This window comes from Xanthobacter agilis, assembly GCF_021730435.1.
Lineage (GTDB): Bacteria > Pseudomonadota > Alphaproteobacteria > Rhizobiales > Xanthobacteraceae > Xanthobacter > Xanthobacter agilis.
Genome location: NZ_JABWGX010000033.1, coordinates 1 through 21,241, shown reverse-complemented (window position 1 = coordinate 21,241; position 21,241 = coordinate 1). Strand labels below are relative to the sequence as shown.

Annotated in this window: 19 protein-coding genes; 7 read left to right on the top strand and 12 right to left on the bottom strand. The window is 67.8% G+C overall.

From position 1 onward, the window contains the following. Nucleotides 1–18 precede the first annotated feature (18 nt). Nucleotides 19–792 (top strand): hypothetical protein, encoded by a 774-nt coding sequence (locus HUW53_RS19125; RefSeq protein WP_237347357.1) that lies wholly within the window; start codon nucleotides 19–21, stop codon nucleotides 790–792. Between the two features lie 362 nt (nucleotides 793–1,154). Here HUW53_RS19125 and HUW53_RS19120 read toward each other — a convergent pair whose 3' ends face one another. The 4 genes from HUW53_RS19120 to HUW53_RS19105 all read right to left on the bottom strand — a co-directional run bounded on the left by HUW53_RS19120 (nucleotide 1,155) and on the right by HUW53_RS19105 (nucleotide 4,701). After that, nucleotides 1,155–1,727: an ABC-type transport auxiliary lipoprotein family protein gene (locus HUW53_RS19120; RefSeq protein ID WP_237347356.1), complete on the bottom strand. Its 573-nt coding sequence runs from the start codon at nucleotides 1,725–1,727 to the stop codon at nucleotides 1,155–1,157. Nucleotides 1,728–1,795: 68 nt separating this feature from the next. Further along, the gene (locus tag HUW53_RS19115) at nucleotides 1,796–2,719 is read right to left on the bottom strand and encodes an MlaD family protein (RefSeq protein ID WP_237347355.1); all 924 of its coding nucleotides are present in this window, start codon (nucleotides 2,717–2,719) and stop codon (nucleotides 1,796–1,798) included. Between the two features lie 37 nt (nucleotides 2,720–2,756). Beyond that, a complete protein-coding gene (locus tag HUW53_RS19110; protein ID WP_237347354.1) occupies nucleotides 2,757–3,566 on the bottom strand; it encodes an ABC transporter ATP-binding protein in 810 nt (269 codons plus the stop codon). Between the two features lie 7 nt (nucleotides 3,567–3,573). Next, entirely contained in the window at nucleotides 3,574–4,701 is a 1,128-nt protein-coding gene (locus HUW53_RS19105; RefSeq protein WP_237347353.1) for an ABC transporter permease, read from the bottom strand. A 338-nt stretch (nucleotides 4,702–5,039) separates the two neighbouring features. Between HUW53_RS19105 and dgcA the strand changes: the two genes are divergently transcribed. Then, nucleotides 5,040–6,050: an N-acetyl-D-Glu racemase DgcA gene (gene dgcA, locus HUW53_RS19100; protein WP_237347352.1), complete on the top strand. Its 1,011-nt coding sequence runs from the start codon at nucleotides 5,040–5,042 to the stop codon at nucleotides 6,048–6,050. On the opposite strand, the gene HUW53_RS19095 is transcribed toward dgcA, so the two are convergent. The 4 genes from HUW53_RS19095 to HUW53_RS19080 all read right to left on the bottom strand — a co-directional run bounded on the left by HUW53_RS19095 (nucleotide 6,020) and on the right by HUW53_RS19080 (nucleotide 10,307). Next, nucleotides 6,020–7,225 (bottom strand): MFS transporter, encoded by a 1,206-nt coding sequence (locus HUW53_RS19095; RefSeq protein ID WP_237347351.1) that lies wholly within the window; start codon nucleotides 7,223–7,225, stop codon nucleotides 6,020–6,022. The two genes, dgcA and HUW53_RS19095, sit on opposite strands and share 31 nt — an antisense overlap. A 222-nt stretch (nucleotides 7,226–7,447) precedes the next feature. Then, nucleotides 7,448–8,431, bottom strand: coding sequence for a threonine ammonia-lyase (locus HUW53_RS19090; protein ID WP_237347350.1), 984 nt, complete (start codon nucleotides 8,429–8,431; stop codon nucleotides 7,448–7,450). Next, nucleotides 8,428–9,495 (bottom strand): glycosyltransferase family 4 protein, encoded by a 1,068-nt coding sequence (locus HUW53_RS19085; RefSeq protein WP_272904321.1) that lies wholly within the window; start codon nucleotides 9,493–9,495, stop codon nucleotides 8,428–8,430. Before HUW53_RS19085 ends, HUW53_RS19090 begins: the two co-directional genes overlap by 4 nt. Continuing rightward, nucleotides 9,495–10,307, bottom strand: coding sequence for a UDP-2,3-diacylglucosamine diphosphatase (locus HUW53_RS19080; RefSeq protein ID WP_237347349.1), 813 nt, complete (start codon nucleotides 10,305–10,307; stop codon nucleotides 9,495–9,497). The genes HUW53_RS19085 and HUW53_RS19080 overlap by 1 nt, the downstream gene beginning before the upstream one ends. A gap of 568 nt (nucleotides 10,308–10,875) precedes the next feature. On the opposite strand from HUW53_RS19080, the gene HUW53_RS19075 reads away from it, so the two are divergent. After that, on the top strand, nucleotides 10,876–11,724 hold the full coding sequence (locus tag HUW53_RS19075) for a fumarylacetoacetate hydrolase family protein (protein WP_237347348.1): 849 nt from the start codon (nucleotides 10,876–10,878) through the stop codon (nucleotides 11,722–11,724). Nucleotides 11,725–11,773: 49 nt separating this feature from the next. Here the strand turns inward: HUW53_RS19075 and HUW53_RS19070 are convergent, their stop codons facing one another. The 3 genes from HUW53_RS19070 to HUW53_RS19060 all read right to left on the bottom strand — a co-directional run bounded on the left by HUW53_RS19070 (nucleotide 11,774) and on the right by HUW53_RS19060 (nucleotide 15,632). Then, complete coding sequence (locus HUW53_RS19070; RefSeq protein WP_237347347.1) at nucleotides 11,774–12,895, bottom strand: carboxylate-amine ligase; 1,122 nt, start codon at nucleotides 12,893–12,895, stop codon at nucleotides 11,774–11,776. Nucleotides 12,896–13,157: 262 nt separating this feature from the next. After that, on the bottom strand, nucleotides 13,158–13,889 hold the full coding sequence (locus tag HUW53_RS19065; protein ID WP_237347346.1) for a 16S rRNA (uracil(1498)-N(3))-methyltransferase: 732 nt from the start codon (nucleotides 13,887–13,889) through the stop codon (nucleotides 13,158–13,160). A 582-nt stretch (nucleotides 13,890–14,471) separates the two neighbouring features. Beyond that, on the bottom strand, nucleotides 14,472–15,632 hold the full coding sequence (locus HUW53_RS19060; protein ID WP_237347345.1) for a polysaccharide deacetylase family protein: 1,161 nt from the start codon (nucleotides 15,630–15,632) through the stop codon (nucleotides 14,472–14,474). Nucleotides 15,633–15,992: 360 nt separating this feature from the next. Between HUW53_RS19060 and HUW53_RS19055 the strand changes: the two genes are divergently transcribed. The 4 genes from HUW53_RS19055 to lexA all read left to right on the top strand — a co-directional run bounded on the left by HUW53_RS19055 (nucleotide 15,993) and on the right by lexA (nucleotide 19,589). Then, nucleotides 15,993–16,853 (top strand): tRNA nucleotidyltransferase/poly(A) polymerase-related protein, encoded by an 861-nt coding sequence (locus tag HUW53_RS19055; protein ID WP_237347344.1) that lies wholly within the window; start codon nucleotides 15,993–15,995, stop codon nucleotides 16,851–16,853. Between the two features lie 129 nt (nucleotides 16,854–16,982). After that, complete coding sequence (gene moaC, locus HUW53_RS19050) at nucleotides 16,983–17,462, top strand: cyclic pyranopterin monophosphate synthase MoaC (protein ID WP_237347343.1); 480 nt, start codon at nucleotides 16,983–16,985, stop codon at nucleotides 17,460–17,462. A gap of 29 nt (nucleotides 17,463–17,491) precedes the next feature. Continuing rightward, the gene (locus tag HUW53_RS19045) at nucleotides 17,492–18,706 is read left to right on the top strand and encodes a molybdopterin molybdotransferase MoeA (RefSeq protein WP_237347342.1); all 1,215 of its coding nucleotides are present in this window, start codon (nucleotides 17,492–17,494) and stop codon (nucleotides 18,704–18,706) included. A gap of 169 nt (nucleotides 18,707–18,875) precedes the next feature. Further along, on the top strand, nucleotides 18,876–19,589 hold the full coding sequence (gene lexA, locus HUW53_RS19040) for a transcriptional repressor LexA (RefSeq protein ID WP_237347341.1): 714 nt from the start codon (nucleotides 18,876–18,878) through the stop codon (nucleotides 19,587–19,589). Nucleotides 19,590–19,656: 67 nt separating this feature from the next. Here the strand turns inward: lexA and HUW53_RS19035 are convergent. Next, nucleotides 19,657–21,241, bottom strand: a 1,585-nt coding sequence (locus HUW53_RS19035) for a ComEC/Rec2 family competence protein (RefSeq protein WP_237347340.1), incomplete at its 5' end; no start/stop codon positions are given.

Sequence of the window (21,241 nt, the reverse complement as noted above, 5' to 3'; positions counted from 1 at the left end):
TCAGGGAGCCTTCCATCCATGAAGACCTATATCTGCGCCGCGTATGCCGGGGGCCAGGGCAAGACCACCCTTGCCCAGATGGTGTATTCCGCCCTGAAAAAGCGCGAGCTGGCCTACAAGCTCGTGGCCGCGGACTTCACCGACGGCACCGGCCATTCGAAGATTGGAAAGTTCTTCCCCACCAAGGTTCTGGAACTGGGCATCGGCTCCGCCCTTGCCTCCACCAAGACCGAGAACGACGCCAACGCCCCGCTGCGCTACTGGGATCGTTTCGGCGGCCTGCTGCTCACCGGCGGCGCGGTGCTGGATCTCGGCGCGAATGTGGTGCCGCAACTGGTGCAATGGGCGCATCACCGGCGCGTCGCCCACATCATGCAGCAGCGTAACTCGCCTGACATCGACCTCCTGGTCATCACCAAGCCCGAGTCCCACTCCATCGAGAACGTCGCGACCTTGGTGGAGGATGTGGTGGTGGGCGGTGCGCTGCCGGTGGCGAACATCATCGTCGTGCGCAATGCGGTCGGCGGCACCTTTGATCCCCAGGCCTTCGCCCGTGTCGAGAAGGCGGCCGCCGGCCGCAATCTCCACCTGATCGATCTGCCACGTTGCACCTCGGAACTGTGGTCGCATCTGGAGCGGACCTATACGCCCGTGGAAGAGGCCCTTTCCGCGACCGAGAACGATCTTGCCGAAAAGTTCGGCATCGAGATCTGGTCCGCTTATGCCGGCCTCATGGATCTGCGCACCTGGGCGGACGAAGTCTATGGCGAATTGAACAAGGTCGGCATCTGAGGCCTCGCCCCCGCCGACACACGGTCATATCCGGCACCAGAAAGACCCCCGCCGGTGATGGCACCGGCGGGGGTCTTTCTCGTTCCAGAGAGCATCACCCCGCCGCGCGCGCCGGCCACGACATGGCCCGACCGCGCGATGCGTGTCGTGACGCACCGCTTCACGCACAGGGATTTATCGCGACGCGTCAACGCGTGCCCTGGCGCGGCCGGCCGAGCGGATTTCGGCGATGAAAAGAAGCGATCGGCGGCGGAGCGCGCGGGACCAGGAGAGCCCTTAAACCTGCCCCGATGGACGCCACACAAGGCGCTCGACGTCCGCCCGAGGTGGGCTTGCCGGGAACCACTCCAGGCGGCGCGGGTTCAGAACTTGCCCGAGGCCCAGCGCACCATGGCGACCAGCACCTGATCGGACGCCGTGTCGAGCGCGGCGGTCGCCTCCGGCCCGGAGCTTCCCGTGGCCGGAACCTGTGCCTTGAACACCTGCGCCGCCAGAATGCGGCCGCTCTGGTTGCCGATCAGCTTGGCCGACAGCTCCACCACCGCCACCGGCCCCTCGGGCGTGATGCGCAGGCCGAACATGCGGATGTCCGTAACCAATTGGTAATCGGCGATGATGCCCTCGCCGGGGCGGGCCACCCGCTTCAGCCGGCTGCCGTTTTCAAATGACTGGATGATGCGCGCCTGAAGCAGCGACGGCAGGCTGTCGCCCCATTGGGCATCGCCGAGATAGGCGATCTGTCCCGCCGCGGGTTCGACATAGATCTTGTCGGTGTTCAACGCAGCCAAGGCATACGGCGGCGCCACGACGAGTTGCCCGTCGCCCCGCCCGCCGGCGGTAAAGCCCTGCGGAGCGGAGAGATTGAAGGTGGGCGTGGGCGCCGAACCGCAGGCCGCCAGCACCAGGGGAAGGCAGAGCACTCCGGCTCGGGCCATCCAACCCCAGCCCTTGAGGCCGCTCAGGACAGGGGAACGGCTCCTGCGCGCGTGGGTCATGCTGCTGCTCATCGCCTGTAGGTCGGCACGGATTGACCGCCGCCCATAATGAATTGCTGCGGATTGCGCTCAATGCTGCGCAGGACGCGGTCGATCTCGCTCAGGGTCCGCCGCCCGTCCGTCGCCAAGGCTTCATACTGGCGCAGGCCCGGCCCGGTGAAGCGGGCAATCTCGTTGGTGAGGAGCGCGGTGCGCTGGTCCAAATTGTCCGCGAGCTGACGCACGGAGGTCGCCGCATCGGTCGCCTGGGCGAGAAGCCCGTTCTTGTCCTCGGTCGCCGCCTTCAGATTGTCCACCACCGTATCCACCTTGCCGGCGACGTCGTTCAGCTGCGTCACCAGATTCTTGGATTGCTCGATAAGGGTGCCGATGTCATTGGAGCGGTCCGCCACCGCCTTCGAGAACACTTCCACATTCTTGATGATGGCGGCGATCTCCTCGGGATTGATGGCCTGCAGCACCACCTCGATCTTCCGCGCCACGCCTTGCGCCGCGCTCAGCAGACCGGCCATGCCGGTGCCGCCGTCGGAGGGAATCCGCGGAACGCCGTCCGGCCCGATGGGCAAAGGCGGCGCGTCCGGCTTGCCGCCGCGGATGCCCACCGCGACGATGCCGGTGATGCCCTGGGATTCAAGGCCCGCGCGCGCATCCGACAGAACCGGCACCGACCTGTCGATGCTCACCCGCACCAGCACTTGCCCGGGCTGGTTGGGCACCAGGTTGAGGCTCTGCACCTGGCCCACGGGAATGCCGTTGAACAGCACCGAATTGCCCTGGCGCAGACCGGCCACCGAGCCGTCGAAAACGATCTCATAGGCCTTGCGGGCACTGGAGTCCTGCGGCCCGGCGAACCAGTACACGAAGCCGAACGCGGCCACGATGATGGCCAGCGTGAAGGCTCCGATGATGGTGTAATTGGCCCGTGTTTCCATGCCTTGCTCTCGATTGCCCTGACCGCGACGGCCGCCTTCAGCCGCGCCCCTGCATCACCGCCCGTGCCCGTGCGCCGTGGAAATAGGCGCGCAGCCACGGATGCGTCGCCTGCATCATGGTTTCGATGGTGCCCTGTGCGATCACTTTCCCCTCTGCCAAGGCCGCGATGCGATCGCAGACCGTGTGCAGACTATCCAGGTCGTGAGTTACCATGAAAACGGTGAGCCCCAAAGTCTGCTGCAACGTGCGGATGAGCTCGTCGAACTCACCCGCGCCGATGGGGTCGAGCCCCGAGGTGGGCTCGTCCAGAAACAGGATTTCCGGGTCGAGCGCCAGCGAGCGGGCAAGCGCCGCGCGCTTGATCATGCCGCCCGACAATTCCGAGGGCAGCTTTTCCGCCACGTCCGGCTTCAGGCCCACCATCTCGATCTTGGCGAACGCGATGTCGTCCATCAGCCCTTGCGAAAGCTTGAGATTTTCCCGCAACGGGAACTGGATGTTCTGCTTGACCGTCAGCGATGAGAACAACGCGCCCTGTTGGAACAGCACGCCCCAGCGCCGTTCCACCGCCGAGCGCTGCGTCTCGTTGAGGTCGTCGAGATTTTCCCCGAACACCTCCACCAGCCCGGAACGCTTGGGCACCAGACCCAGGATCGTGCGCGTGAGCACCGACTTGCCGCCGCCGGAGGTGCCCACGAAGCCGAGGATCTCGCCCCGGTACACGTCGAGGTCCAGGTGGTTCAGCACGATGCGGTCGCCAAACCCCACGACGATGTCGCGGACCTTGATGATGGCTTCCTTGCCGTTGGCGGCGGGAGCGTCGGCGGGTGAGGTGCGTGCGTCCATCCCCGCCTCACATGTTGATCGCGGCGAAGAACATGGCAAACACGCCGTCCATGACGATCACCAGGAAGATCGCCTTCACCACCGATTCCGTGGTGTGGGCACCCAGGGATTCCGCGCTGCCGCCCACCCGCATGCCCTCCAGGCACGCCACGATGCCGATGGTCGCCGCCATGAACGGGGCCTTGATCATGCCGACGTTGAACTGGTCGAGGTCGATGGCGCTCTTGAGGCGCTGCATGAAGATTTCGGGCGTGATGCCGCCATACCCCCACGATACCAGCCCGGCCCCGAAGATGGCGGCCATGGAGCCGATGAAGGTGAGCATCGGCAAGGCGATGACCAGCGCCATGATGCGCGGCACCACCAGCACCTCGATCGGATCGAAGCCCATCACGCGCAGGGCGTCCATCTCCTCGCGCATGCGCATGGAGCCCAGTTCCGCCGTATAGGCGCTGCCCGAGCGGCCGGCGATCATGATGGCGACGATGAGCACGCCGAGCTCGCGCAGCACCAGCACGCCCACCATGTCCACCACATAGATTTCCGCCCCGAAGCGGCGGAAATTGAAGATGCCCTGCTGCGCCAGGATGCAGCCGATCAGGAACGTGATGAGGATGATGATGGGCACCGCGCGGAAGCCCACCCGATCGAGCTGGTTCACCATCGCCGTGAAGCGGAAGGTGCGCGGCCTCATCACCACCCGCATCATGGCGGCGATGGTGGCGCCGATGAAATTGAGCAAGGCCAGGGCATCGATGCCGGTGTCGACCACCGAGTGGCCCAGCCGCTCCACGATGGCCTCCTGCCGCCGGGCCGCCGGGCGCGGGTCGCGACCGGCGCGGGCCATTTCGTCCAGCAGGATCTTGTAGCGCGGCGAGAGGCCCTGGATCGCCGTGGCGATGCCCTGCCCATCCCAGGCCCGGCGCAGGCGCTCGAACAGCAGCGCCCCGAAGGTGTCCATGCGCTCCACGCCGGCGAGGTCGAAATCGACCCCCTTGGGCGAAGGGTATGCTGCCACCGCCTCACCCACGGCATGCTCCAGCTCGTCCGCATGTTCGGACGTCCACTCACCCCGTCCCGCGACGGTCAGGCGATCATCCTGAGTATGCACGGAAATCAGTGAGGTATGGGGCAACGCGACCTCTCCAGGACCCGGTTGTCTGTCGGCCGGCGGATCCTGGCCGGACATGCCCCGGCCTTTCCGCTTCGGCGCGGCAGGCGGAATGCGATCACCCCCGTGGACGCAGTCACCCGCGCTTATACCCGACCATCTGCAACTGACCATCCGCAACGGGCTGGACGGGATGAATGACATCCGAGCCATGCCCCAGCCACATGTTCCGTCGAATCGGCTTACGATTCGAGACGGCACGCGTCGCTGACGGATTTCCTTATCATATTGGGCCGCGCTGCCGACGCCCTACGGTTCTTTGCCGGGCGGTTTTTCGGCGACATCGGCATTTGAGGCACACCTTGACCACGACCACAGCCCCCGCACCCGCACCCGCACCCGCCTTGAGCGTGAGTATCGAGCGCTTTCCCATCAACGGCACCTTCACCATCGCGCGCGGCTCCAAGACCGAGGCCGTGGTGGTGGTGGCGCGGCTGGACGCCGGCGCGCACCAGGGTCGCGGGGAATGCGTGCCCTACCAGCGGTATGGAGAAACCGTTGATGGGGTGGCCGCCACCATCGCCGCCTTGGCGCCGGAGATCGCGGCGGGCCTGGACCGGGTAGGTCTTCAGCGGCGTCTGCCGGCGGGGGCGGCGCGCAATGCCCTCGATTGCGCGTTCTGGGACCTGGAGGCGAAGCAGAGCCGGATTCCGGCCGCGACCCGCGCCGGCATCACCACACTGAAGCCTTTGGAAACCGCCTTCACCTTGAGCCTCGACACGCCCGCCGCGATGGCGCACGCTGCCGCCGGCGCGGGCCGCCCGCTGTTGAAGCTGAAGCTGGGCGCCCCCGGCGATCCCGAGCGGCTGGCCGCCGTGCGCGCCGCTGTGCCCGGCGCCCGGCTCATCGTCGATGCCAACGAGGGTTGGACCACGGCCGAGCTGCCGGGCCTCCTCGCCGCGTGCGCGGCCGCCGGCGTGGAACTGGTGGAGCAGCCCCTGCCCGCCGCCGACGACGGCGCACTCGCCCACATGCCCCACCTTGTGCCGATCTGCGCCGACGAAAGCGTCCATGACCGTTCGGGCCTCGCCGCGCTGCGCGGTCGCTACGATGCCATCAACATCAAGCTCGACAAGGCCGGCGGCCTCACCGAGGCGCTGGCTTTGGCGGCGGAGGCGGAGCGGCTGGGGTTCTCGCTGATGGTCGGCTGCATGCTGGCGAGCTCGCTTGCCATGGCGCCGGCGCTGCTGGTGGCGCAGCGGGCGCAGGTGGTGGACCTCGACGGCCCCCTGCTGCTCGCCCGCGACCGCACGCCGGGCCTGCGCTATGAGGGCGCGACGGTCTATCCGCCGGTGCCGGCCCTCTGGGGCTGATCTCCGCCCGCGCGCCGCCGCGCCAGCAGGGCGACCAGCGCCCCGAGGACACCCAGCACCGCCGACACCGCGAACGCCTTCGCCCCGACCGCGACCCAGAGCGGGCCGGAGGCCACCGTTGCCGCCGACATGAAGATGTTCACCGTCCAAGCCGCCAGGGACTGGCCGGCGCCGGAACGATGGGCGGCGACGCCGCGGGCCACCATCTCCACCATGCCGAGATAGGTGGCGCCGAAGGTGAAGCCATGGAGCAATTGCAGCGGAAACAACAGCGCCAGGGGCGGATCGAACATCATGACGCCGAACCGCGCCAAAGCGGCGACACCCCCAAGGACGATCAGCCGATAGGGGCCGATGCGGCCCATGAGCCGGGTGCCGAAGCGGAACAGCACGATCTCCGCCGCGACCCCCGTGGCCCACAGCAGGCCAATGGTGGTGAGCGACCAGCCTTCCGCCCGCCAATGCACCGAGGCGAAGGCATAGAGCAGGGCATGGCTCGCCTGCACCAGGGCCACCGCCACCACGCCGAGCACCAGTGCCCTGGGCACCGGCCCGCGCTCCCGCTCGTGGGGCGCCGGCGCCGGGGGCGCATCCAGCTCCGGCAAGGTCAGCGAAACGGCGAGATAGGACAATTGGCCGAGCACCATCCACAACACCACCGATCCCGCCCCGGTGGCGGTGATGACGAGGCCCCCCGCCACATTGGCCACCAGGAAGGCGCCCGACCCCCATTGCCGCGAGCGGCCATAGTCCGCGCGCCCCGCCCGCGCCTGCCGCGCGGCATAAGAATCGAGCAGGGCGAAGCTCGGATGCCAGCTCAGCGCGATCAGCCCCAGCACCAGGAAAACAACCAGGGGATCATGGGCGAGGGCGAGCAGGCCCATGGTGAGCACGGTCATGGCGGCAAGCGCGGTCAGCGTCGCCCGCGGCCGCCCCACATGGTCCGAGACGAAGCCCAGCACCGGAGTGGCGAACAGCCGCGTCACCAGGGGCACGGCGATGGCGATGCCAATTTCCTGCGGATCGAGCCCCCGGCTCTGCAACCACAAGGGCAGATAGGGCATCTGGATGCCCAGCGGCAGGTAGAAGGTGGCGAACGCTGCCCCGAGGGCGACCTTCAGGTTGCCACGCGGGTGACGGCGCGCGCCAGGGCCGGGTTCCGGAGCACGGTTCATGCCGGGCTCGGCCCCCGGTGATGGCGATCCGATGGATGAGGAACCGGAGGAAGCAGAACCCGTGGACATGAAATCAGAAGACTCGTTCTGCCCCACGCCGGCCGCCGGGCGGAATCACCAGGAGCGCAGGGCGCGGAAGGGGTAGCACCCGCCGACCGCCGCGCGAACCGCGCCGCTCGCAGCCGGCCCCAGGTTCGCACGGGTTAAGCGGGCGAGGCGCCTTCACCCCCTCAGGCAGCGGGTGAAGGTTTCCGCGTCCACATTGCCGCCGGACAGCACGATCACCACTGTTCCCTCCGCCTGCAACCGGCCTTCCAGCAAGGCCGCCAGGGCCACCGCCCCGCCCGGCTCCACCACCAGTTTCAGCTCGGTAAAGGCATAGGCGACCGCACGCGCCACCTCGTCATCGGTGGCGGATGCCGCCTCTCCCACCAGATCACGGGAAATGGCGAAGGTGATCTCGCCCGGCGTCGGCGCCAGCAGTGCGTCGCAGAACGAACCGGTGGGCGCGGCATTGCGCTCGCGCACGCCGGAGCGAAACGAGCGGGCATGGTCCTCGAACCCCGCCGGCTCGCACGCCACCACATGGGCGCCGGGCACCCGCGCCTTCACCGCCAGCGCAATGCCGGCGATCAGGCCGCCGCCGGAGGCGTTGGCTGCCACCAGGTCCGGCGCAAGGCCCAGGACTGCCAGATCCTCGATGATTTCGAGGCCGACCGTGCCCTGGCCGGCGATCACGTCCTTGTCGTCATAGGGCGGCACCATCACCGCGCCGCGCTCCGTGGCGATGGCGCGGGCAATGGCGTCGCGGTCCTCGGTGGCGCGATCATAGCCGACCACTTCGGCACCAAGGGCAAGGGTGCGCTCGCGCTTCAGGGCGGGCGCATCATGGGGCATCACGATCACCGCCGGCATGTTCAGGAGCCGGGCGGCGGCGGCCACGCCCTGGGCATGATTGCCCGAGGAACAGGCCACCACGCCGGCGCGCCGCGCGCCCTCGGGAATCTGCACGATGCGATTGTAGGCGCCGCGAAATTTGAAGGAGCCGGTGCGTTGCAACGTCTCGGGCTTCAGGAACACGCGGGTTCCCACCCGATCGCTGAGGACGGGCGAGAACACGAGCGGCGTGCGCACCGCAACGCCCTTCAGGCGCTGGGCGGCGGCATCCACATCGGCGGCGGTGGGCAGGGCAATGGAGGCGGTCATGCTCCCGAAGCTACCCGACGCCGCAGCCGAAGGCGATAGCGCCGTGCGATCGGGCCGATGTCGTGGGCGATCAAGACGTTGTCCAGGAACTGGCGGGCGCTTTCCCGCCATGTATAGCGCTCGCCGAACCGCCGTGCGGCGGCGGGCGACAGCTCCAACGCCTTCAGGCAGGCGGCGCGCAGGTCTTCATCCAGAATGCCGACCTGTTCGGTCGCCCCCTCCAGCACATCCATGGGGCCGGTGACCGGATAGGCCGCCACCGGCAGGCCGCTGGCCATGGCTTCCAGGAGCACGATGCCGAAGGTATCGGTGCGGCTCGGGAAGCAGAAGACATCACAGGCCGCATAGACCTGCGCCAGATCCTCCCCCTCCTTCGGCCCCAGGAAATGCACCTCGGGATAGCGCGCCTTGAGGCTTTCCAGCGCCGGGCCGCCGCCCACCACCACCTTGGAGCCCGGCAGATCGAGCCCCAGGAACGCCTCGATATTCTTTTCCACCGCCACCCGGCCCACGAACAGGAACGCCGGGCGCGGAATGTTCAGCGTCGCCTCCGGACGCGGGCGGAACAGGTCCGCATCCACCCCGCGCGACCAGCGCATCAGCCGTTTGAAGCCCCGTGCCGCCAGATCCCGCTCCAGGGTTCCGGTGGAGACCATGACGCCACCGGCCGCATTATGGAACGAGCGCAGCCAGGCATAAGTCCAGCGCTCCGGCACCGGCGCGCGGGCGGAAAGGTATTCCGGAAACTTGGTGTGGTAGGAGGTGGTGAAGGTGCGTCGGGAGGCGATGCACGCCCGGCGTACCAGGATGCCGATAGGCCCCTCGGTGGCGATGTGCACGAAATCCGGCTGCATCGCCTCGATCCGGCGCATGATCATGCGCGGCGTGGCGAGCGCGAGGCGGATCTCGTTGTAGGTGGGCATGGGGACGGTGCGGAACTCCTGCGGGGTCAGGAACATCAGTTCCGCCCCCAGGTGCTCCGCCTCGCGCGCCGTGTACTCCAGGGAGCGCACCACGCCATTGATCTGCGGATGCCATGCATCCGTCGCGACAAGGACGCGCATCAGGCGGCCGCCTGGGCCTGTCCTTCCACCAAATCCGACTCGCTGTCCGGAGCCGCTTTCAGATTGCGTGTCCAGCAGATGATCTCCATGCGGCCGTCGTCGTGCTCGGCGATGGCGGTGCAGCTTTCCACCCAGTCGCCGCAATTCACATAGCGCACGCCGAACTGATCGTGAATAACCGCATGGTGGATATGTCCGCAAATGACGCCATCGACCGAGTTGCGCTTGGCCTCGTCGGCCACCGCTTCCTCGAACTTACCGATGTAGTTGACGGCGTTCTTCACCTTCAGCTTCGCCCACTGGCTGAGCGACCAATAGGTGAGACCCATCTTGCGGCGCACCCGGTTCACATAGGTGTTTGCCATCAGCGCCGCGGAATAGGCCCAATCGCCCATGAAGGCGAGCCATTTGGCGTGGCGCACCACCACGTCGAACACGTCGCCGTGGATGACCAGATAGCGCTTGCCGTCCGCCGCCTCGTGGATGGCGGTCTCCATCACCTCGATGCCGCCGAAGTGGCTGCCATAATAATCGCGCAGGAACTCGTCATGATTGCCCGGCAGATAGACGATGCGCGTGCCCTTGCGCCCCTTGCGCAGCAGCTTCTGCACCACGTCATTGTGCCTCTGGGGCCAGTACCAGGAGGAGCGCAGCCGCCATCCGTCGACGATGTCGCCGACCAGATAGATCACATCGGCATCATGATACTTCATGAAGTCGAGCAGCAATTCGGCCTGACAGCCTTTGGTGCCCAGGTGAATGTCAGAAAGAAACAGGGCGCGATAACGTCGCGCATCCGGACTCTCGCTCACGCCAGGACCTCCACGCTTTGGAACCCGACCATGGCCACCCCTCAAGAGTCACCGTCCCGGGGTACTTGAGAACGCCCCGCTGTCCCCGCGGCGCGGGCCTCAAGCGGGTGCTTGCTGCAGTTACCCGGAGTCGTGCTTCCCTTTTATGACGCTCCCGCGAAAAACGGAAGTGCCAATGCCTGAAAGCCCGCCCCGCCTAAGGCGTAAGCAGTATATGGCTCAGAATGAGAAGACGGCTAATAGTCTTCCCGCGAATACTGCCACCGGCAATCGTAAGACGTGCTGGCGAATGCACCTGGGCAGGCAGGGCCTATGCGCCCGCCCTCGTCTCGATTTCCGCCGGATGCCGAAACTTCTCCCGCCCACCGCCCATCATGTCGCGTCAGGGGCGCAGGAAATACAGCCCTTGATCGAGACGCGATTCGTGCGCGGTCCCGGAACTCCTTGCCCTTACAGGGCATATTTTGCACCGCACACAGCATTGACCCGGGCCGCGTCTAAGGCCAGCGTGCATCCGCCCGCACGGTCCCGCGCCCCGCTGGCGCCCCGCATGGAAGGAACATCTGGCATGAAACTGGTTCGTTTCGGCGCGAAGGGAGAAGAAAAGCCCGGCCTTGTGGACGCTGGCGGTCGCGTACGCGACCTCACCGGCCATGTCGCCGACCTCACCGGCGAGGCGTTGTCGCCGGCGGTCCTGGCGCGGCTGGCCGCCCTCGATCCGGATAGCCTGCCGCTGGCACCCGAGGGGGCGCGACTCGGCCCCTGCGTGCCGCAACCGGGTAATTTCATCGCCATCGGGCTGAATTTCGCCGACCACGCGGCCGAGACCGGCAACCCCATCCCCGCCGAGCCGGTGGTGTTCAACAAGGCGCCCAACTGCATCAGCGGCCCGAACGACGACATCCTCATCCCGAAGGGCTCCACCAAGCTCGATTGGGAAGTGGAGCTTGCCTTCGTCATCGGCACCCGCGCCCGGTATGTGGACGAGAAGGACGCCCTCGCCCATATCGCCGGCTATTGCCTGTGCAACGACGTGTCCGAGCGCAATTTCCAGATGGAGCGCACCGGTCAGTGGACCAAGGGCAAGGGCTGCGAGAGCTTCGGGCCGGTCGGCCCGTGGCTGGTCACCCCCGACGAGTTGGGGGACACCGGAGACCTCGCCATGTGGCTGGAGGTCAATGGCGAGCGGATGCAGAACGGCTCCACCCGCACCATGATTTTCCGGGTGCCGTTCCTGTTGAGCTACCTCAGCCAGTTCATGGTGCTCGACCCGGGCGACATCGTCACTACCGGCACTCCACCGGGCGTCGGCCTCGGCTACAAGCCGCCCCGTTTTCTAAAGGCGGGTGACGCGGTGCGCCTGTCGGTCGCCGGCCTCGGCGAGCAACACCAGACGGTGGTGCCGTTCCAGCCCTGACCCAAAGGCAGACCGCGACCGCGGTGCGCGGCCCTCGCCCGCCTGCGCATCATTGCAGCGTCGCTTCGGCCAGCCAGGCCTTCACCGCGGTGAAGGCCTCGGACCGGTTGCCGGTGCGGTGCTGCGCTTCCTGATAGACGGCGAGCTGCACGTCGGCGCTGGTACCGGCTTCGGCGATGGTGCGCACATGCAGGAGCGCGTCGAGGCACGCCAAGGCCTCGGCGTCTTCCGCCACCAGATTGACGAGCCCGTCCACCGCATCGCGCACCGAGACCGCCCGGCGCTGCGCCAGGTCCACGAACGAGCCGTGAACCCCATAGCGCTGTGCCCGCCACTTGTTTTCCGCGGCGATGGCGCGATCGACCGCCCCCACATCCCGATTGTGGTGGGGATTGCGCACCAGGAACCGCACCAGCGCCCGGTAGAGGGCGGCGATGGCCACCGTGTCCTCGATGCGGGTGCAACTGTCGGGCGCCCGTAATTCCAACGTCGGCAGCTTGCGCGAGGGGCGGACGGCCCACCACACGTAGCTTGAATCCGAGATCGCCCGCGCCGACACCAACGCATCCACATAGCGCTCGTAATCCGCGTTGTTCTCGAACATTTCCGGTAGCCCGGTGCGGGGCAACTCGTCATAGGCCGCGAGGCGATAGCCCATGAGCCCAGTCTGCTTGGACCCCCAGAAGGGGGAAGAGGTGGCCAGGGCGATGAAGTGCGGCACATAGGGCACGAGCCGGCGCATCACATCCACCCTGTCGTCCGGATCGGGCAGTTCCACATGCACATGGAGGCCGCAGACCATGTTGCGCTCGCCGAGCATCTTCAGGTCATTCATGAGGCCGTCGTAGCGGTGGGTGCGGGTGGCGCGGGCGCCATCCCAGGTCGCCGTCGGGTGGGTGCCGGCGGCGATGAAGGCAAGCCCGTGCCGCGCCGCCACCTCCCCGCCGGCGCGCCGAAGCTGCCGCAGTTCCTCCCGCGCGCCGTTCGCGGTGGTCGCCGGCTGGGTCGCGATCTCAATCTGGGCTTGCAACAGCTCACCGCTGACCGAAGCCCCGAGTTCCGCCGTCAAGGCCTCGCTGAAGCCCGATGGCATGCGCCGCTGCACCGCCTTGGTGGCCCCATCGACGACGAAGAACTCCTCTTCGATACCGAATCGGTACTGCTGCGACATCGCCACCTCCGAAAAGTTCTTATGAAACTATAGGTCGAGACGCCTGAAGCGTCTCCAACAGCGGCGACAGACTGGCGCAAAATCCGTCGAAAATGGGGCGTAAAAACACCCCGTCTTCGTGGAAAGAGCCGTCAGAACTGCGTGCAATGCAATATATAGTCTCGACAAAACGGTGATATTGCGTCATTTTGCACCGCAAGAAGATTGAAAGATCAGATATCAGCTAAATCATATTATATTTTCATTCCTCACATTATAGAAATTATATGGCGGCGCGCGCGGCTTCCACCAGCGCGAGCGCTGCGACAGCCGCGGTATCGGCCCGCAGGATCCGAGGTCCCAGGGACAGGATCACGGCCCGTGGCAGCAGCATCGTGCGCTCCTCCGGCGCAAATCCCCCCTCCGGACCCACCAGCACACTCACCGGCCCGGCAGGGGCCTGCCGCAAGGCGGTGATGGGATCACTGGCCGCCGCGGCCTCGTCGCAGAAGGCCAGCACCCGCCCGGCCGGCAGGTCCGCGACCCAATCGGCAAGCGGACGCGGCGCATTGATCCGCGGCAGTGTCAGGATTCCGCATTGCTCCGCGGCTTCAACGGCGTTCGCGGTCATCCGTTCCAGGTTGATGCGGGAAACCTGGGTGTAGCGGGTCACCACCGGGCTCAGGATGCCGGCGCCCATCTCCACCGCCTTCTGCACCATGTAGTCGAGCCGCGCATGCTTGAGAGGCGCGAAGGCATATTCCACCGCGAGCGGAGCGGGCTGGGCACGTATCTGCGCCCCCACCTCCAGTTTCACATCGCGCTTCCCGGCCGCCACCCGGCGCGCGCGCCACTCCCCGTCCCGCCCGTTGAACAGCAACAGATCGGCGCCGACAGCGAGGCGAATGACGTTCGCCACATAATGGGCCTGCTCCGGGGCAAGGGCGACAACGGCCCCTTCAAACAAGTCGTCGTTGACGCACAGGCGCTGGGCATTGAAGTCGTGGTCGGGCATCGGCTGTCATCCTTGATCTCGCCCGCGAGGGTCAGCACGCGGCGGCAGTGATGACAAGCACCCGCGCCGCGATCATGCGGTTCGAAGACGCCTTTGCGATGCGCTGAAAACAGCCCGGCCCCTGCAACCCGGTCGGCGCGCGGTGAGGAGAGGAAGAAGGCGATGCACTGCGGGCCCTCCGCGATCGGGCACAACCCGCAGTGCATCGCAGCAGTCTGTTGGAGCCCCCACCAACACCTGCATCGCCTGACCGGCAGGCCACTCAATGCCCTATTTGGGATGCCGCGGCATCCCCCGAACAGGGGATGCGTCGCCAAAACCGATGGACGAGCGGGGAAGAACTTGCCGACGGTCCGCAACGGCGCCCACGTGGGCCGACGCGATCCAGGCGAAAGACTGAACGGACCGGCAACCGTGGGCGCACAAGCGTCCGCAAGCGCGGAACACCGCGCATGGCGCGGCGTCCACGGTGCACGCCGACAAGGCGTCCGCACCGGTGTAGGCGGGAAGCCCGCCTAATCCATTCCCTGAATGGGTCTATGGTGCGTCCCCGCTCTCGCGCCGGGACGGTCGGCCCACGCGTCAGAACAGGCTGGTCGCGGGCGTGGCGGCAGCGGGGCGCGTCACCGTTCCGGCCGCGCCTGCCGGCTTCGCCGGCTTGGCGGAGCCGGGCGCCACTGAGACAGGGGCCACTGAGACAGGGGTCGCCTGCGGCTTCGGCTTCTTGCGGACCGGCGCCGGCGCCAGCGCCGCCACCGTCTTCGGCGGCACCGGCTTGTTCATGGCAATGAGTTCGGACACCGTCACGAACTTGTAGCCCTTGGCCAATAGCGCATCGAGCACCCGTGGCACGGCGGCAACCGTGGTGGCGTGAATATCGTGCATCAGGATGATACCACCCGGTCGGGTCTGCGCCATCACCTTGTCGTAGATGGCCTGGGCATCGCGGTTCTTCCAATCGAGGGAGTCGGCCGACCAATAGACCATGGTCAGCCCATATTTGTCCTCGATGTACCTGCGCAGCGCCGGCGTCATCGCCCCATAGGGCGGGCGCAGATAGATGGGATCCTTGCCGATCGCGGCGTGGATGGCGGCTGAAGTCTGCGTTAGCTGGCGATCCACCTCGGCGAGGCTCACCTTCGGCAATTGCGGATGATTCCAGGAATGGTTGCCGATCTCGTGCCCCGCCGCGACCATGCGCTGCAGCATCTCCGGATTTTCGGACGCGCGCATGCCGACCACGAAGAACGTCGCCTTGATCCCCCGCGCTTCCAGTATTTTCAAGAGCTTCGGCGTGGTCTCCGGATTAGGGCCGTCATCGAAGGTGATGGCGATGTAGGGACCGTCCACATTGGCGGAGGTATAGGCAAGGAAACGGTGGCCGGTGGCCGGCATGGCCGCGGGCGCCTGCATCCCCGCGGTCGTCGGTGTGGGAGCCGTTGCCGGCGCGAGCGCGGCGGGCACCGGCGCCGCCGCGGCCCCCATGCCCGTAGCACCGGCCGGCTGCGCGGCAACCGCCGCCGCGGCCCGGGACGCCGGATCGCTGGATGTGGCGGCATTCGCGGAAACGCCGCTGCCCTGTGCCTGGGTCAGCTTCAGCGGAGCCTGGGCGAGAGGGACATTGGACATGACGGCGCCGGACAACGCCGGCGATGTGCCGACATCCCCCGCCGGAGCAGGCGTTACCATCTGGCTGAACACGAGGCCGAGGCCCAGCGCACCAGATGCCAGAAACGCAGACAAGGCCACGAATGCTCTCACAATGCAGGCTTCCCAAGCTGATCGCACTGGACAATAGCGCACTCTCATCCTGCTTCTATGGACAAATTATGAACTGCTGTAACGCGGCGTGAAGCTTCCGGCGCGGCGATGCAGATCGATCACACCGCGCGGCAACTGGCGCGGCGCGGCGTTGCAGGCTGTCCCTACGCCCCCTGCGCAGGCGCGGACTTGGTCCCCAAGCGCATGGGTGTGATGCAGCACAACCGCAACGGGCGTATATTGATACCGACGCCGAGGCCACCCGACGGTGCTGACTTGGTGATTCCGCCGTGATGCAGTCTTGTCTTGCCGAATGGGCCTTCCTGGTGGTCCACTTTAGCAATGGATCACGATAGCCCCCCCTTCCCCACCGACCTTGTGCAGATGCATCCCGGTCTGGGCCTGCTGCGCTTCGCCGCTTTGCTGTCCGAAGGCGCGGATGCGGACGAAGAGACCCTCGACGCCATGTTCGAGCAGATGGAGATCGGCGCGGTGGACCGGCTGCCGCCGCGCGACGTCTGGCTGGAGCTGGAACGCGGGCTGATGGGGCGCAAGCCGTCCACCATGCTGCACGCACTACGGGCGTGCGGCGTCCTCGAAATCATCCTGCCGGAGGTCCACGCCTTGTTCGGCGTGCCGCAGATCGCTGATGACCCCGGCGAGGTGGACCTGGGCGAGCTGCTGCTGCGATCGCTGGACGAGGCGGCATCCATCGCGGCCCCCCTCGACGTGCGCTATGCGCTCCTCACCATGAATGTGGGGAAGTCGGATTCGCCAAAGGAACACCTGCCGGCCCATTATCGCCACATGGAGCGTGGCGCGCCGCGGGTGGCGGCCATCTCCGACCGGTTCGGCGTGTCGGCGGGATGTCGCGACCTCGCGCGCCTCGCGCTGTACGAGTGCGAGCGCGTGCACCGCACGTCGGAAGTGCGGGCCGGGCCGGTGGCGGCCATGCTGCTACGCCTCGATGCCTTCGACAACCCCGGTCGCTTCGCGCGGCTGATGAGCGTCGCCCGCTGCGACTATTTCGGCCATGGCGGGCGGTCCGAGCCGGTCTACCCCAAGGCGCGGCTGCTGGAGCGGGCCCTTGCCGCCTGCGCCACGGTCGATGCCACCGCCACCGGCGACGAGCTGATGAGCGCGCGTGCCGCCGCCATCGCCCTGGCCTTCCGCTCCCAGCGGTGGTCGGACGATCTGGCATAGGCCGGCCCCCGCGCCAACGGACGGAGGCGGATGCCCCCACCGACGGTGCGACGCCCGCGCGGTGGACAGGGGGCGCCGCTGACGCCATCCTTCCCCGACTTTCAGCGATTCCGGAGCCCCGCGCCCGCCATGGCGAGCCTGACCCATCTCGACGACCAGGGCGCCGCGCGCATGGTGGACGTCTCCGAAAAGGCGGTCACCGCCCGCGAGGCGCGCGCCGAAGGGCGCGTGGTCATGGCGGCGCAGACGCTCGATTTGATCGTGTCCGGCAATGCCAAAAAGGGCGATGTGCTGGGCGCCGCGCGCATCGCCGGCATCATGGCCGCCAAGCGCACCCATGAGCTGATCCCGCTCTGTCACCCGCTCATGCTGTCCAAGGTCGAGCTGGACATCACGCCTGACGCCGCGCTGCCCGGCCTTGTGGTACGCGCGCGGGTGAAGACGTCCGGACAGACCGGCGTCGAGATGGAGGCGCTCACGGCGGTATCCGTGGCCTGTCTCACCATCTATGACATGGCCAAGGCGGTGGACCGCGCCATGCGCATCGACGGCGTGCGGCTGCTGGAGAAATCCGGCGGACGCAGCGGCCTGTGGCAGGCGCAGGACTGAGCCGCCAGCAAAAACGGAAGGAAACGGTCATGGCGCTGATGAGCGTCGAGGAGGCGCTGAGCCGCGTGACCCAATCGGTCACGACCCTCGGCATCGAAGAGGTTCCGGTGGAACAGGCGGCCGGCCGCGTGCTGGCTATGGACCTCAAGGCCCGTCGTTCCCAACCGCCGGCGGACATGTCGGCCATGGACGGCTATGCGGTGCGCGGATCCGACATCGCGCAGACGCCCGCAACCCTGCTCGTCATCGGCGAATCCGCCGCCGGCCGCCCGTTCGAGGGCGGGGTCGGCCCCGGCGCGGCGGTGCGCATCTTCACCGGGGCGGTGGTGCCGGAGGGCGCCGACACCGTGGTGATTCAAGAGAATACCACCCGCGACGGCGACCGCATCACCACGACCGCCGCCACGGCGGCGCTGCGGAACGTCCGCAAGCGCGGCTGCGATTTCCTGGAGGGCGCGAGCGGCCTCAAGGCCGGACGGCGCCTCACCAGTCGCGACATCATGCTCGCCGCCGCCATGGACCACGCCCGCCTGCCGGTGGCGCGGCGTCCGCGCATCGCCATCATCCAGACCGGCGACGAGCTGGTGCTGCCCGGCCGCGGCACCGGGGCACCCGGCGAGATCGTGGTCTCCAACGCCTTCGGCCTCGCCGCGCTCGCCACCCGCGCCGGCGCCGAGGTGACCGACCTCGGCCTGGTCAGCGACGACCTCGCGGAGATCCGCGCCGCCGTTGCCCGCGCGCTCGATGGCAGCTTCGATCTCGTCGTATCCTCCGGCGGGGCGTCCGTCGGCGACCACGACCTGATGGCGCCCGCCCTGCGCGCGGAAGGGGTCGACCTTTATGTACACAAGATCGCCCTGCGGCCCGGCAAGCCCTTGATGTATGGCTCGCGCGGCGACGTGCGCTGCCTCGGGCTGCCCGGCAATCCGGTGTCGTCCCACGTCTGCGCGCTGCTGTTCCTGGAGCCGCTGGTGCGCGCGATGCAGGGCGACGCCGCGGCCATCGTGCGCACCGCGCCCGCTCGCCTCGCCGTGGGCGTGCCCGCCAACGACCAGCGGCGCGACTTCATGCGCGCGCACATGGAGCACGATCCGGACGGCTCGGTTCGCGTGACCCCGGCGGCCTCCCAGGACAGCGCCATGCTCAGCGTGCTTTCGGCGGCCGATTGCCTGCTGGTGCGGCCTCCCTTCGCGCCTGCGGGCGAAGCCGGAGACCCCTGCGAGATCATCCCCTTCCACGATTAAGGGGGTGTTTACCCGATCTTCACCCTTGCGGAACACAAAAGGAACAGATAGACACTGTTCTTGATTTGTTTCGCACTTTTGCGACGCTTCCGCGAGCACGCCTTCCCAGCCAAAGGCTGCGGAATGGCGCCGCTTGCGGTGGGGCGGCAGCACCGGAACGGGGGGTGAGATGCTGACGCGCAAGCAATACGATCTGCTTCGCTTCATCCATGAGCGGTTGAAGGAGACGGGTGTTCCCCCCTCCTTCGACGAAATGAAGGAAGCGCTCGACCTGCGCTCCAAATCCGGCATTCACCGGCTCATCACCGCCCTTGAGGAGCGCGGCTTCATCCGCCGCCTGCCAAACCGGGCGCGGGCGCTGGAGGTGGTGCGGCTGCCGGACAGCGTGGCGCCGGGGCTCGCAACCCCGCGCGGCGGCACGCGCGGCTTTTCTCCCTCGGTGATCGAGGGAAGCCTCGGCAGGGTTCGTCCCGTGAGCGAGGACGAACCGGACCTGAACCAGAGCGTGACCGTGCCGGTCATGGGGCGGATCGCCGCCGGCACGCCCATTTCCGCCATCCAGACCCGCAGCGCCACCTTGAACATACCGCCCGAAATGCTCGGGCAGGGGGAACATTTCGCCCTTGAGGTGCGCGGCGACAGCATGATCGAGGCGGGCATTCTGGACGGGGACACGGTTCTCATCCGCAAATGCGACAGCGCGGAAACCGGCGACATCGTGGTCGCCTTGGTGGACGACGAGGAAGCCACCTTGAAGCGCCTGCGCAGAAAGGGCGCCTCCATCGCCCTCGAGGCCGCCAACCCGGCTTACGAAACCCGCATCTTCGGTCCGGACCGGGTGCGCATCCAGGGCCGCCTGATCGGCCTCATGCGGCGCTATTGACGGCGGGGCGGGCCCCAGCGGCGCGGCGAGGGCCGGCACCGCAGGCGGGTAAGGCCGGCGCGGTGCTTCACTCCGCAACGGCATCGTCGCTTTCCGTGGCGGAGCGATCCGGTGATCGGTCGGCATCCTCCAGCGGCAGGGGTGGCAGGCGCGGCATCCAAGGCCGCTGAACAGCAGGATTGCGGGCCGGCTGTTCGCGCAGAGTGCCCTCGTCCAGGACGAACGCCAGCGTGCCGGTGCGCTCCAGTTCCGTTGAGGTCACCACGCGGGCGGGGCAACCTTTCGGTGGCGCGTCCGAGGTCACAACGATGCGTGCATCGAGGCAATCCGCCGCGAGGCCCTCGGCGCGCCGCGAAACGGCGAGCGTGCCCCCGCCGGGCAACGGCGCCACGCACCCGAGCGGGTCGCAGGTGAAGCCCCGCTCCAATTCCGGCGCCCGTGCCGAGCGGACGTCTCCCTCGCGGGTCAGCCATTGCTCCACCACCACGCGCTGCGCCCGCCCTCCGACGACGGACAGGCGCCCGTCGGCGCCACGGACGGCGACCGTCATGGCATTGGGCGCGATCAGCACCGCCGGACGGGGCGGCGCGCCGCAGAGCAAGATGGCCGCGATCAAGGGCGGCGCGGCGATGAGGCTCGGCAGCCCCCGCAGCAGACACAGGGCGAGCAGCGCCACGGTGAACCAGAACAGGGCCGTCGCGTTCACCGTGTCGATCCGGCCGTTCGCACCGGGCAGCGCCGCCACATGGTCGGACACCGCCAGCATGATGTCGATGCCCGCGCCCATCACCGGCCAGGCCAAGGAATCCCAGCCGAACGGCATCAGCAGCACGCCGATGAGGCCGAACGGCATGACCAGCAGCGAGACCGCCGGCATGGCGGCGAGATTGGCGAGCACGCCATATGGCGCGAAACGCTGGAAGTGGAAGGCCCCATAGGGGCCGCTGGCGAACCCGGCGATCAGCGCGGTGACCACGATGCCCGCCGCGAATGCCACCGGCATCATGGCGATCCGCGCCGCAAGCCCATCGGGCCGTGGCAGGGCGCGCAGCGGCTGCAGCCGCTCATAGGCGGCAACCAGGGCCAGGGTCGCGGCGAACGACATCTGCGGGCCGGGGTCCAGAACCGCTTCCGGCGTGAACGCCAGCACCACCACGGCGGCGACCGCGATGGTCCGAAGCGTCAACGCCCGCCGCCCCACCAGCACACCGCTAAGCACCAGGGCCGTCATCACGAATGAGCGCTGCGCCGGCACGTCATTGCCGGAAAGCATGAGGTAAAAGGCGCTGCCGGCGAGAGCCAGCACGGCGGCGACCGCCTTGATCGGCCAGCCCAGGGCGAGCGCCGGCACCAGCGCCAGGGCGCCCCGGGCCAGGGCGAACAGCGTTCCCGCCACCAGCGCCATATGCAGGCCGGAGATGGAGAGGATATGCGTGAGGCCCGACACGCGCATGCTCTCTTCCACCTGGGGCGGGATGGCAGAGCGGTCGCCGGCCACCAGCGCCACCGCGATTTCCGCCGGCGTCCCGCGCAGCACGGCGCGGATGCGCGCGCCCAGCGCCGCCCGAATCTCGTCCACGGCGCGCGCAACGCTTACCGACGGTGGCGGGGTGGCCGCCGCTGGCGTGGGCTTCGGGCGGCCAAGGCCGAAG